This is a genomic window from Pseudomonas morbosilactucae, assembly GCF_023241665.1.
GTDB classification, from domain to species: domain Bacteria; phylum Pseudomonadota; class Gammaproteobacteria; order Pseudomonadales; family Pseudomonadaceae; genus Aquipseudomonas; species Aquipseudomonas morbosilactucae.
Genome location: NZ_JALQCX010000049.1, coordinates 32293 through 44635, shown reverse-complemented (window position 1 = coordinate 44635; position 12343 = coordinate 32293). Strand labels below are relative to the sequence as shown.

General features: G+C 61.7%; 14 protein-coding genes and 1 tRNA gene. 10 read left to right on the top strand and 5 right to left on the bottom strand.

The annotated features are described in order from the left end of the window. Window positions 1-120 precede the first annotated feature (120 nt). Together M1B35_RS23615 and M1B35_RS23610 are read left to right on the top strand one after the other, a co-directional pair. Window positions 121-360, top strand: a complete 240-nt coding sequence (locus tag M1B35_RS23615; RefSeq protein ID WP_123336282.1) for a sulfurtransferase TusA family protein — start codon at window positions 121-123, stop codon at window positions 358-360. A 40-nt stretch (window positions 361-400) separates the two neighbouring features. After that, the gene (locus M1B35_RS23610; protein WP_123336280.1) at window positions 401-1471 is read left to right on the top strand and encodes an AI-2E family transporter; all 1071 of its coding nucleotides are present in this window, start codon (window positions 401-403) and stop codon (window positions 1469-1471) included. Between the two features lie 42 nt (window positions 1472-1513). Here the strand turns inward: M1B35_RS23610 and M1B35_RS23605 are convergent, their stop codons facing one another. Further along, complete coding sequence (locus tag M1B35_RS23605; RefSeq protein WP_268263245.1) at window positions 1514-1987, bottom strand: peroxiredoxin; 474 nt, start codon at window positions 1985-1987, stop codon at window positions 1514-1516. Between the two features lie 10 nt (window positions 1988-1997). Next, a complete protein-coding gene (locus tag M1B35_RS23600; protein WP_268263244.1) occupies window positions 1998-2558 on the bottom strand; it encodes a glycine cleavage system transcriptional repressor in 561 nt (186 codons plus the stop codon). A gap of 325 nt (window positions 2559-2883) precedes the next feature. Here M1B35_RS23600 and dapA point away from each other — a divergent pair, with 325 nt between their 5' ends. The 8 genes from dapA to M1B35_RS23560 all read left to right on the top strand — a co-directional run bounded on the left by dapA (window position 2884) and on the right by M1B35_RS23560 (window position 8978). After that, on the top strand, window positions 2884-3762 hold the full coding sequence (dapA, locus tag M1B35_RS23595) for a 4-hydroxy-tetrahydrodipicolinate synthase (protein WP_268263243.1): 879 nt from the start codon (window positions 2884-2886) through the stop codon (window positions 3760-3762). 17 nt (window positions 3763-3779) lie between these two features. After that, window positions 3780-4895: an outer membrane protein assembly factor BamC gene (bamC, locus tag M1B35_RS23590; protein WP_123336271.1), complete on the top strand. Its 1116-nt coding sequence runs from the start codon at window positions 3780-3782 to the stop codon at window positions 4893-4895. 4 nt (window positions 4896-4899) lie between these two features. Continuing rightward, window positions 4900-5658: an MBL fold metallo-hydrolase gene (locus tag M1B35_RS23585; RefSeq protein WP_123336269.1), complete on the top strand. Its 759-nt coding sequence runs from the start codon at window positions 4900-4902 to the stop codon at window positions 5656-5658. Window positions 5659-5686: 28 nt separating this feature from the next. Continuing rightward, a complete protein-coding gene (purC, locus tag M1B35_RS23580; RefSeq protein WP_123336267.1) occupies window positions 5687-6400 on the top strand; it encodes a phosphoribosylaminoimidazolesuccinocarboxamide synthase in 714 nt (237 codons plus the stop codon). A gap of 83 nt (window positions 6401-6483) precedes the next feature. Next, window positions 6484-6573: transfer RNA gene (locus M1B35_RS23575), tRNA-Ser, on the top strand. Between the two features lie 239 nt (window positions 6574-6812). Next, complete coding sequence (locus tag M1B35_RS23570; protein WP_268263242.1) at window positions 6813-7388, top strand: GAF domain-containing protein; 576 nt, start codon at window positions 6813-6815, stop codon at window positions 7386-7388. Window positions 7389-7547: 159 nt separating this feature from the next. Beyond that, complete coding sequence (locus tag M1B35_RS23565; RefSeq protein ID WP_123336263.1) at window positions 7548-8486, top strand: LysR substrate-binding domain-containing protein; 939 nt, start codon at window positions 7548-7550, stop codon at window positions 8484-8486. Window positions 8487-8615: 129 nt separating this feature from the next. Further along, window positions 8616-8978, top strand: a complete 363-nt coding sequence (locus M1B35_RS23560; RefSeq protein ID WP_123336261.1) for a 5-carboxymethyl-2-hydroxymuconate Delta-isomerase — start codon at window positions 8616-8618, stop codon at window positions 8976-8978. An 18-nt stretch (window positions 8979-8996) separates the two neighbouring features. On the opposite strand, the gene M1B35_RS23555 is transcribed toward M1B35_RS23560, so the two are convergent. The 3 genes from M1B35_RS23555 to M1B35_RS23545 form a co-directional block, all read right to left on the bottom strand. Further along, window positions 8997-9932, bottom strand: coding sequence for a LysR family transcriptional regulator (locus M1B35_RS23555; RefSeq protein WP_268263241.1), 936 nt, complete (start codon window positions 9930-9932; stop codon window positions 8997-8999). Window positions 9933-10026: 94 nt separating this feature from the next. After that, the gene (locus M1B35_RS23550; protein WP_268263240.1) at window positions 10027-10938 is read right to left on the bottom strand and encodes a DMT family transporter; all 912 of its coding nucleotides are present in this window, start codon (window positions 10936-10938) and stop codon (window positions 10027-10029) included. A gap of 16 nt (window positions 10939-10954) precedes the next feature. Next, window positions 10955-12139: a cyanate transporter gene (locus M1B35_RS23545; RefSeq protein WP_268263239.1), complete on the bottom strand. Its 1185-nt coding sequence runs from the start codon at window positions 12137-12139 to the stop codon at window positions 10955-10957. Between the last annotated feature and the right edge of the window lie 204 nt (window positions 12140-12343).

Here is a 12343-nt window from a genome sequence, read left to right as displayed (position 1 = left end):
GCGTCTGTTTATGCAGCCTCAGGAAAATCGCCGTGCTACCGCTCTTTGATTGGCTCGCTACATGTCGAGTGACCTTGCAGGGTATTCTAGGTGCCTTGAAAACCGGACCGGAGTGACCCAATGATCGACGCTGTAGAGCATGACGCCGAGCTGGATGCCAGCGGTTTGAACTGTCCGTTGCCGTTACTCAAGGCCAAGCTGGAGCTCAACCGCCTGGCCAGCGGAGCCGTGCTCAAAGTCATTGCGACAGATGCTGGGTCGCAGCGCGATTTCCGTACCTTTGCCCGCCTGGCTGGCCACACCTTGCTGCGTGAAGAAGACGAGGCGGGGGTTTATCGTTACTGGCTGAAGAAGGCCTGAGTGCAGGCTGTTCTTTGCCACCTCTCTTTAAGGAACATTGATGTTCAAAGTGTTACGCGACTGGATTCAGCGCTACTTCTCCGACGAGGAGGCCGTGGTGCTCGCGGTGCTGTTGTTCCTCGGCTTCACGGCGGTGCTGACACTCGGCGGCATGCTTGCGCCGGTATTGGCAGGCATGGTGCTGGCCTACCTGATGCAGGGGTTGGTGGTCAGCCTGGAGCGCTTGCGGGTGCCTGCCGGTGCGGCGGTGGGGCTGGTGTTCGCTCTGTTCATGGGGCTGTTGCTGGTGTTTATCCTGGTGGTGGTGCCTTTGCTTTGGCATCAGTTCGTAACCTTGTTCAACGAATTGCCGGGCATGCTCGCCAAGTGGCAATCCTTGCTCCTGCTGCTACCGGAGCGCTATCCCCACCTGGTGTCCGACGAGCAGGTGCTGCAAGCCATTGAGGCTGCGCGGGGGGAGATCGGCAAGTTTGGCCAGTGGGCGCTGACGTTCTCTCTGTCCAGCCTGCCTTTGCTGGTCAATATCATGATCTACCTGGTGCTGGTGCCGATCCTGGTGTTTTTCTTCCTCAAGGACCGGGCGATGATCAGTCGCTGGGTGCGTGGCTACCTGCCTCGTGAGCGCGCGTTGATCACTCGGGTGGCTCAGGAAATGAATCGGCAGATCGCCAACTACATTCGCGGCAAGGTGATCGAAATCGTCATTTGTGGTGGCGTCACCTACATCGCCTTCGTGGCGCTGGGGCTCAACTACGCGGCGTTGCTGGCGCTTTTGGTCGGGCTTTCGGTGGTGGTGCCCTATGTCGGCACCGTGGTGGTGACCGTGCCGGTGGCGCTGATCGCCTTGTTCCAGTGGGGCTGGAGCGATCAATTCATTTACCTGATGGCAGTCTACGGGATCATCCAGACCCTAGACGGCAACGTCTTGGTGCCGCTGCTGTTTTCGGGGGCAGTGAACCTGCATCCGGTAGCGATCATCTGTGCGGTGTTGTTGTTCGGCGGGCTGTGGGGCTTCTGGGGGATATTCTTTGCGATTCCCCTGGCCACCCTGTTCAAGGCGGTGCTGGATGCCTGGCCGAGAAAAGAGCCGGTGGTCGCGCCTCTGCTCTAAAGGCAGCAGGGCGGCTGGCTCAGCCGCCCTGTCATGTCGTCATCAGACCTTGTTCAGCGCCTGAGCGGCGGCCAGCACGGCATCGACGTGGCCTGGCACCTTCACACCGCGCCACTCCTGACGCAGGACGCCGTCCTTATCGATCAGGAAGGTGCTGCGATCCACCCCCAGGTATTCCTTGCCGTAGAGTTTCTTCAGCTTGATCACATCGAACAGCTGGCAGACGGCTTCGTCCTTGTCGCTGATCAGCTCGAAAGGAAACTCCTGCTTGCACTTGAAGTTCTCGTGGGACTTCAGGCTGTCGCGGGAGATACCGAAAATCTCGGTATTGGCCGCCTGGAATGCCGCGTATTGATCGCGGAAGCCCTGGCCCTCGGTGGTGCAACCCGGAGTGCTGTCCTTCGGATAAAAGTAGATCACTACCTGTTTACCCTTCAGCCCCGAAAGGCTGACGGTTTGCCCGCTGGTGGCAGGGGCCTGGAAATCGGCAACGGCTTGGTCGATGGCAACGGCCATGGGGGCTTCCTTACATTGGGTTCTGTGGGCGCCAAGGTTCGATCAGGGCATCGAGGTTCATGGCATCGGCGAAATCCAGAAACTGGTCACGCAGCCAACTGATCTGGGTGCCGGCCGGCAAGGTCACGGTAAAGGTGGCGTTGAGCATGGTGCCGCCGGTTTGCGGTGCCAGGTAGGTGTCGCACGTGAGGTTTTCCAGCTCGACCTGGTGGTCGATGAAGAACTGGCACAGCTCGTTGACGATGTCCGAGCGGTAGGCCGCGCTGACATAGGCCACATAAGGCAGGGCCTGGGGACGGTTTTCCAGGGCAGCGCTGCGCACCACGTTGACCGTGAAGGCGTGTTTCTTGGCCAGGAACGGCAAGCCGCTTTCCAGGCGCGCCAAGGCGTCCCAGCTGCCGGAAATCTGCAAGACCAGCGCGCTGCATTCGCCATGACGAGTCAGGCGGGAGGTCACCACGGCGCAGCGGTTTTCATGGCTGGCGCGGCACAGGACGTTTGTCAGCTCCATGGGGTTGGCGCCGAGGGCACTGATAACAAGGAATTGTTCGCGGACTGTGGGGGTGGACATGCAGCATTCCTAAAGCGATGAGCGGTCGATACTTTTCGCAAGCCAGTGTCCGGTCAGCGCGTCGTACGGATTTCAGAGCCCCTGAACCAGGCGGTTGCAACAAGCCCCTGAGCAGCGAGGGCGCAGGGTGGCAACGCAGGAATGGGGCTTTGGGGGCCGAACGGGCGGGCTGGAGGCCGGTGTACCAGCTTATCGGTAGCGATCAAAGCCTGAAGGGTAGCGAAAACCATCGCTCAGGGGAATGCTCACGGCGCTGGACTTCGCTTGTGCAAGCATCTTGGCGCCAGTACCATTACCGCTCTCTTTTTCCGGCAGGAGCGGTTGCATGATTGCGGGCAGTATGGTGGCACTGGTCACACCCATGGATGCACAGGGTCGTCTCGACTGGGACAGCCTGAGCAAACTGGTGGACTTCCACCTGCAAGAGGGCACCAACGCCATCGTGGCGGTCGGCACTACCGGTGAATCGGCCACCCTGGATGTCAACGAACACATCGAAGTGATTCGTCGCGTGGTCGCTCAGGTTGCAGGGCGTATCCCGGTGATTGCCGGCACAGGCGCCAACTCGACGCGTGAAGCGATCGAACTGACCACCAATGCGAAGACCGCCGGCGCCGATGCATGCCTGCTGGTAACTCCGTACTACAACAAGCCGACCCAGGAAGGCCTGTATCAGCACTTCCGCGCCGTTGCCGAGGCGGTGGACATTCCACAGATCCTCTACAACGTGCCAGGCCGCACCGCGTGTGACATGCAGGCTGAAACAGTCATTCGCCTGTCCACCGTGAAAAACATCATCGGTATCAAGGAAGCCACCGGCGACCTGCAGCGGGCCAAGGACATCCTGGCCGGCGTGAGCAGCGATTTCCTGGTGTATTCCGGCGACGACGCCACCGCTGTCGAGCTGATCCTGCTGGGCGGCAAGGGCAACATCTCGGTGACCGCCAACGTCGCACCGCGCGCCATGAGCGAACTGTGCGCAGCGGCCATGGCCGGCGATGCCGCCACTGCCCGGGCGATCCACGAAAAACTGATGCCGCTGAACAAGACCTTGTTCATCGAATCCAACCCTATTCCCGTGAAATGGGCCCTGCATGAAATGGGCTTGATGCCGGACGGTATCCGTCTGCCGCTCACCTGGCTCAGCGCAGCCTGTCACGAACCGCTGCGGCAGGCCATGCGCCAGTCCGGCGTACTGGTTTAATTGAGGAAGTACTACGCATGAAGCGAATGGCCGGACTTTCCGCACTTGCCTTGATTATCTCCAGCACCAGCGGCTGCGGTTGGATTTGGGGTCCGGAAGGTTATTTCCGCGACCGCGGCAGTGATTACCTGCAAGCGCAACAAACCGCTCCGATGCAACTGCCACCGGACGTCAGCACGGCCAAGCGCCTGGATCCCCTGCTGCCGATCCCGCGCAACGTGGCGGATGACAACGTCAAGGGCGAGTACATCGTCCCGCGTCCGCAGCCACTGTCGGCGATGGCCGATGCTAGCGACTACACCCTGCAGAAGAGCGGCGACGCCCAGTGGGTTCTGGCCCAGCACTCGCCGGCGGAAGTCTGGCCAGTGGCCGTGCAGTTCTTCCAGGACAACGGTTTCCGCCTGGATGAGCAGCGCCCGCAAACCGGTGAGTTCACTACCTCCTGGCAGCACCCTGACGAGCTTTCTGCGTCGGTGGCCAAACGCCTGAGCAGTGCTGGTGTGTCCGGCGACAGCGAGGCCCGCGTGCGGGTGCGCATCGAGCCTGGCGTGCAGCGCAACACCAGTGAAGTCTATGTGGTCAGCGCCGCGCGCCCTGCCGGCAGTACGGCGGATGTCGAGTTCACCAATCGTTCGGTCAACACTGGCCTGGACGCCGCCCTGGTGGATGACCTGTTGGCCAGCATGAGCCGCAGCGCCGAGAAGGGCGGTTCCGTGTCCCTGCTCGCTGCGCGTGATTTCGATACGCCAAGCCGCGTGAGCCTGAGCGAAGACGGCAGCGGCAACCCGGTATTGAACCTGGGCGCCGACCTCGATCGCGCCTGGTCCAGCGTTGGCCGTGCCCTGGAGCAGGGCGAGTGGCGGGTTGAGGACATCAACCGCAGCCTGGGCCTGTACTACATCAACCTGGCGGAAAAAGCCGAGCGCAAGAACGAAGAACCTGGCTTCTTCGGCAAGCTCTTCGGCAGCAAGCCGGCCAAGGAAGAAATCGAAGCCCGTGCCGAGCGCTATCAGGTTCGCCTGAGCAAGGTTGGCGAGAACGTGCAGGTTACCGTCGAGAAAAACATCAACACCGTGGCGCCCGCCGATGTGGCGCGCAAAGTGTTGGGCGTGATTCAGGACAACCTGGGCTGATCTGATGCGTTTCGCCGTTCTCGGCAGTGGTAGCCAAGGGAATGGCACGCTGGTAGCCAGTAATGACACGTACGTCCTGGTGGATTGTGGTTTCTCCTTGCGCGAAACCGAGCGGCGCCTGCTGCGCCTGGGAGTCGATCCCACGCAGCTGAGCGCCATCCTGGTGACCCACGAACATGCCGACCACGTGCATGGCGTGGGTTTGCTGTCTCGGCGCTACAATCTTCCGGTGTACCTCAGTCGCGGTACCTTGCGCGGGATGCGCAAACCTATTGAACCCGCAGGTTTCCTGGCCGGTGGCGAGCAGCTGCAAATCGGTGCCTTGAGCATTGACGTGATTGCCGTGGCTCACGACGCCCAGGAACCGACGCAGTATGTATTCAGTGACGGTGAGCGACGTTTCGGCGTCCTCACCGACCTCGGATCCTACTGCGCCAAGGTGCTGGACGGTTACCGGAACCTCGATGCCTTGATGATCGAGTCCAACCACTGCCGAGACCTGCTGGCTCGCGGTCATTACCCCTACTTTCTCAAGCAGCGGGTGGGCGGCGAACTGGGACATTTGAACAACCACCAGGCGGCGTACCTGGTGTATGAGTTGGGCTGGCAAGACCTGCAACACCTGGTCCTGGCCCACCTGAGCAGCAAGAACAACCTGCCGCAGCTGGCCCGGCAATGTTTTGTCGACACCCTTGGGTGCGACCCGGACTGGCTGCAACTGGCCGATCAAGATTCAGGGCTCGACTGGCGACACATCGCCTAGCCCACCTACTTAGCAAGCGGAGCCCATCATGGAAAAACGTGAAGAACTCTACCGCGGCAAAGCCAAATCGGTTTACAAGACCGATGACGCTGACCGCTTGATCCTGCTGTTTCGCAACGACACTTCGGCGTTCGACGGCAAGCGCATCGAGCAGTTGGACCGCAAGGGTATGGTGAACAACAAGTTCAACGCCTTCATCATGCAGAAACTCGAAGAAGCGGGTGTGCCGACTCAGTTCGACAAGCTGCTGGGCGACAACGAGTGCCTGGTGAAGAAGCTCGACATGATCCCGGTGGAATGCGTAGTGCGTAACTACGCGGCCGGTAGCCTGGTCAAGCGCCTGGGTGTGGAAGAGGGCTTGAAACTCAACCCTTACACCTTCGAACTGTTCCTCAAGGACGACGCCAAGGGCGACCCGTTCATCAACGAATCCCACGTGGTGGCGTTCGGTTGGGGCACAGCCGAGCAACTGGTGCGCATGAAAGAGTTGTCCCTCAAGGTCAACGAAGTCCTGAGCAAACTGTTCGACGACGCCGGCCTGCTGCTGGTGGACTTCAAGCTGGAGTTCGGTGTGTTCAGCGATGGCTCCATCGTCCTGGGCGATGAATTCAGCCCCGACGGCTGCCGCCTGTGGGACAAGGACACCAAGAAGAAGATGGACAAGGACCGCTTCCGCCAGGGCCTCGGTGATGTGATCGAAGCCTACGAAGAAGTCGCCAACCGTCTGGGCGTACCGCTGTAATCGACGCAAGCAACTGATAGCACGGAAAAATTTTGCCCAGGGGCTTCGCTTCGGGCAAAGGTGCTGTTATGATGCGCGCCGTTGGAGAGATGCCAGAGTGGCCGAATGGGACGGATTCGAAATCCGTTGTACTGGCGACAGTACCTAGGGTTCGAATCCCTATCTCTCCGCCATACAAATAAAAGCCCCGTAACTGAATAAGTTACGGGGCTTTTTTGTGGGCGATATTTTTGTCATTAGCAGGCAGCACGCAACGATTTTGCGGTGGTCCTAAGCAAGGTTGTGATTCCACGCGGACTTTGCCCCATTGGGCGCCACCGAACCGAGTTGCGGTCGAAGACCTTGTCGAGGGTTAAGGCAGGTGTTGATCGGCTTGATCAGGTTTCTTCTGGCGTGTTGCAATGCGGCGTTCATGCAATCTTTTGCGAGAGAAAATGGAGGCCTGAAAGTGACAGGGATTAATACGACAGCGGAGCCGTTCAAAGTTAAATCGGCCTTGGGCATCGATCTCCTGACGGCGGAGGAAATAGCCACCATCGCCGAGATCGAGGCCACATCCGATATCCTTACGCAGGTGACGCGCTTGACCTCGCTGCGCTTCGCCGCCATTGCCAAGGTGACTGAGCAGCGCTGGATCGCCTGCGCGGTGCATGACGAATTGCATTTCGGATTGGGGCCGGGGGATGAGCTGATGCCTGAAGCCACCCTGTGCAATGAACTGCGTCAGCACGGCAAGCCGATCATCATCCAGCACGCCAGCGCCGAGCCCGTGTTTGCCCAGCACCCTGTGCCGAAAATGTATGGCTTCGAAAGTTACATCTCGCTGCCCATCGTCTTCTCCGACGGCACGTTTTTCGGGACCTTGTGTGCCCTGGATCCGCAGCCGGCCAAACTGCACGACCCTTATCTGCTGGAAACCTTGCAGGTATTTACCCGGCTGATCGCCACCGCTCTGGAGCGGCCACGTCTTGCGCCCACGGCCTCGTAGCAGGGGATGTTTGATGCGAAACAGTGCGCGTTGCTCCCCTGGACTGGTTCCCTGACAACGCCCAGTTTGAACCCGAGCGATTCTTCACCCTGAGTCGCATAGACGGCGCCCCCTGGCCTTTCTACACTGCTCGGCGGATGGGGACAGGGGAGTAGATGGATGAATCGCAATGAATTGCGCAAGGCCGATATCAACTTGATGGTGGTGTTCGAGACGCTGATGCTCGAACGCAATGTCACGCGGGTGGCGGAGAAGTTGTTTCTTGGCCAGCCCACCATCAGTTCGGCGCTCAACCGTCTGCGGGCGATGTTCAACGACCCGTTGTTTATCCGCGTCGGGCACCGTATGGAGCCCACGGCGCGGGCTGAGGAGATTATCCAACACCTGTCGCCGGCCCTGGATGCGCTGTCGTCGGCCCTGAGCCTGACCCACGATTTCGACCCTGCCAGCAGCACCATGACCTTTCGCATCGGGCTGTCCGATGACGTCGAGTTCGGCCTGCTGCCGCCGTTGTTGCGGGCCTTGCGCCAGGAGGCGCCGCAAGTGGTGTTTGTGGTCCAGCATGTGGATTACTGGCGGATTCCCGACCTGTTGGCCTCGGGCGATATCACCGTGGGCATCAGCCAGACCCGCGGCTTGCCGGCCAATGCCAAGCGCAAGTTGCTGCGGCATATCCAGCCCAGCGTATTGCGGGCCGATGCCAGCGACACACCGCTGACCCTGGATGAGTACTGCGCCCGGCCCCATGTGCTGGTGTCCCACACGGCCAATATCAGCGGCTTTGCCGATGAGTGGCTGGCGGATATCGGCCGCAAGCGCCAGGTGGTGCTGTCGGTACCGCAATACAGCTCCTTGCCAGCCCTGCTCGCCGGCACCGACCTGTTGGCCAGCCTGCCGGATTACACGGCGCAGGCCATGGCCGCGTCGGGGCAGTTGTTTTGTGAGCCCTATCCGTTCAAGACCCCGACCCTGGACCTGTCCATGGTCTGGCTCAGCCATGTCGACACCGACCCTGCCGAACGCTGGTTGCGCTCACGCCTGGAAAGTTTCATGAGCGAGCGCGACCTGCTGCCCGATGCCCTGGCCAAGGGGCGTTGAGCGAGGGCTCGGCTGGTCCCCGGCTCCGGACACTGGAAGCGCCGCCCTAGAGCATTCACGGGCAAAACACAGTGGCCGTGCTGTGGTATATCTATCGCCCTTTTTTTCATCACCCTCGGGAGCTCTGCCATGCCTCAGCTGCATATGGAATACACCGCCAACCTGGCACTGGATGCCGACAAAGCCCTGCTGCGGCTCAACCACGCACTGGTGGCGTCCGGGCAGTTTGCGGCAGAGTTCGACATCAAGAGCCGGGCGGTGAAGCACGAGGTGTTCCGTATCGGCACCGGCCAGGGCGAGCGCGGCTTTGTTCACGTCAAGCTGGCGATGCTCAGCGGGCGCTCCCCGGAAATCAAGAAGCAGCTGTCGGAGAGCCTGTTCGCGGTGTTGCAGGACGTGGCTGAATGGCCTGCCGAGATCGCCGTGCAATTGTGCGTGGAAATCCTCGATATCGACCGCGCGTCCTACACCAAGACCGCCATTGGCCTCTGAGGCACAACGCGTCCGGGCCTAGAGGCCCGGTTCGCTGCTGGCCAGCAGCACCTGCTGGCGCAACCAGCTGTTGGCGCTGTCTTGATCGGCGTTCTGGCTCCAGTGCATATCCAGGCTGAACCCCGGCAAGCCGCTGGGGGCCTCGCAATGATTGAACAGCGGTTCCTGGGCTAGCAGGGCTTGGATACGCCGGGGCAGGGTGAGGACGAAGTCGCTGCCGACGATCATCTTCAGCGCCGCGCCGTAGCTGTTGGCTCGGGCGACGATCTGGCGTTTGCGCGCCTGGCGGGCCAGCCAGCCATCCACCATGTTGCTGTCCGACGTCCAGGGCGTGGGGAACACATGGCGCCGTTCGACAAAATCCGCGAGCTCGAAGCGTCCCCCCGGCGGTGAATCCGCCGCGCTGTCCAGGACGCAGAGCAAATCATCCTCCAGCAACTGCCGGGACATCAGGTCCGGGTGATGGCGATGGAAGTCCGGGCCGAAGCCGATCACCAAGTCCAGGCTGCCGTCCCGCAATTCCTGGGCAGGAATCTCGGTCTCTAGCTTGAGCACGTTAATGGTCACGGCCAGGCCGGCGCTGTCGAAGGCCTGGAGCAGGCGCGGCAGGATCAGTTGCTCGAAATATTCCGGTGCGCAGAGATTGAAGGTCACTGCCTGGCGGCTCGGGTCGAAGGCCTGGGCGCCGGCATGGCAGAGGTTGATGCTGTCGAGAATCTGCCGCACATGGCTGTACATGTTCCTGGCCTTGCGGGTCGGATGCATGCCGGTGCGGGTGTTGATAAACAGCTCGTCCTCAAACCCGGCGCGGAGTTTTTTCAGGCAATAGCTGACGGTGGATTGGCTGACGCTGAGGGACTCCGCCACCTCGGTGACGTTGTTTTGCTCGTACACGGCGACGAACACCATCAGGTCTTGCATATCGAGCTTTCTAAGCAAATTGCTGCTGAGCATCCGTTGTTCTCATTGAGCACCCGGCGCCAGGAGCGCCAACCGGCAGGATGCTAACGCAACACTGCGCCGGGCAACATGCCGGAATGAGCGTCGGTCATGCCCGGACAAGCTGGGGCTGCCGGCTGCCGAGGACCAGGGCCAGCATGCCGAGGGCCACCAGCCCTGCGCCGATCAGCTCCAGGGGACGTGGTGACTGCCCGAGCCAGAGCCAGTGAAACAGCGTCAGGAGCAAGGTGCTCAGGTAGATGTACGAAATCACCGTGGCGGGGGCGATCACGCCAATGGCCCGGTGCAGCAGCCAGAAGGTCGCCAGGGTGGCGAACAGCGCCAGGTAGCCCAGCCACAACAGGTCGTGGGCGCTCAGCAGGGCACCACTGCGCCAGCCCCCGCTGGCCAGGCAGAAGGCGAACAGAAACAGTGCGCCAAACAGCATGTTCCAGAACGTCATGGCCACCGGGCTGCGCCCCCCGAGGCTGCCGGCCTTGAGGCGCTGGCTCAGGGGCGAATACAGGGCCATGGCCAGGCAGCCGATGCCATACACGAGGATCGGGTAAGGCGCGGGCAGGGCTTCAGGACCGTCACCCTTGAGGATCAGCAGCAAGGCCCCGCCCGCCGCCATCAGCATCGGCAGCAGACGGTGCTTCTGCCGGGTGCCGGGCAGCAGGAACCCCTCGAAGCACAGGGTCAGCAGCGGCACCAGGGTAAACAAAGTGCCGGTGTTGACCGCCGAGGTGTAGCGCAAGGCTTCGAACAGCGACCCGAAGTACAGCGCCAGCAACAAGCCCAACAGGGCATGCCCGCGCAGCGCGGCCAGGGTCATGGCCGGTGCACCTTGCAGCCACAGCAGCGGCGCGAACAGCAGGGCGGAAAACAACAGGCGCAAGCCGGTCAGGAGCACCGGGTCGATGGTCGGGTTGACCTGGGCGGCGGCAAAAAACGAGGCGGCTATCAGGACCGCCCACAGCAGCATGCCGAGGTGGGCGTGGGCAAAGTTGGCAGGTTTCATGGCAGTGTCCGGGTCATCAGCGAATGTGTTGCGGGTAGTGCTGGGGGTTGAAGCGCAGCACCATCAGGATCATCAGGACCATCACTGCAGTGAGGGACCACCAGGCCCATTCGAAGCTGCCCAGTTGGTCGCGAATCACCCCGGCCAGCAGCGGCGAGAGCCCGGCAATCAGGTAGCCGATGCCCTGCACGAAAGCGGTCAGGCCACCGGCCCGGCGCGGGTTGTCCAGGTGGTCGAGAGAGACGATCAGGCTCATGGGAAACAGGCCGCCGATCCCCAGGCCCAGCAGGCAGGGCCACAGCAGGCTCAGGTGTTGCGGGCTGAGGACCAGGCCGCAGAAGCCGGCGATGATCAGCACCAGCAGGACCACCAGCACCCCGCGTCGGTCTTTGCTGCGGTTGGCAATGGCCGGGGTCACCAGGCCGGACAGCACTTCCATGGCCGTGAGAAAGCCCAGGAGCAACCCGGCATTCTGTTCACTCCAGCCCTGTTCCACGTAATACGGCGCCAGCCAGGCCAGCACGCAGGTGTAGGCGGCGGTGCCCAGGCCGAAGAACAGCGCCAGCAGCCAGGCCCGGCGGTTGCCGACAAAGGACTCCTGGCCCTCGCGGGAGGCTGGCAGCCTGGGCAGGGCGGCCTTTTGTCCGTACCAGAACAGCAGGCCCAGCAGCGCCAGCGCCGCCCAGATGGCCAGCCCCAGGCGCCAACTGCCGCTGCGGTTCATGACCAGTGGGGCGAAGGAGGCCGCCACGGCGGCACCGCCCATGATCGAGGTGACGTACAGCCCCATGTACAGCGAGACGTTGTCGGCAAAGCGCGACTTGATCAGCGCGGGCATCAGCGCCTGGATCAGGGCGATGCCGACACCCGCCAGCACCGCACTGAGAATCAGCTCGGCCGCCGAGTCGAGAAACAACCGGGACAGGGTCGCCAGGCCGATGATCAGCAGCGACAGGACCACGGTGCGGTGTTCCCCCAGGCGCTGGCTGATGCCCATGCCAAAGAACATCGCCAAGCCCATGGCCATGACCGGCAGCATGGTGAGCAGGGCGGCCAGGCTGAAACTCAGCGGTATTTCCCCGCGGATCCCCGACAGCAACGGTCCGACGGCTGCCATCGACGGCCGCAGGTTGAGGGCCACCAGCACCACACTGAGCATCAGCCAGACGGCGGGGCGAGAGGTTGCACGAACGTTTTCCATAACCAGGCCTTGAAGAAATCAGGCGGCGATTAGGCGTTGGCCTGGGGGGGTGGGGCAAATCAGAAAGTCGCGAGTGGTATTTAAAAATCCGATAGCGCGGATCGCCGCCCAGTGACGACTGCGGCAGGCAGGACCGTCCTGCTCCCTGGCTTAACTATTCCTTGGCGTCTTTTTCACGAAACGTTGATGGCACAGTGCCTAAGG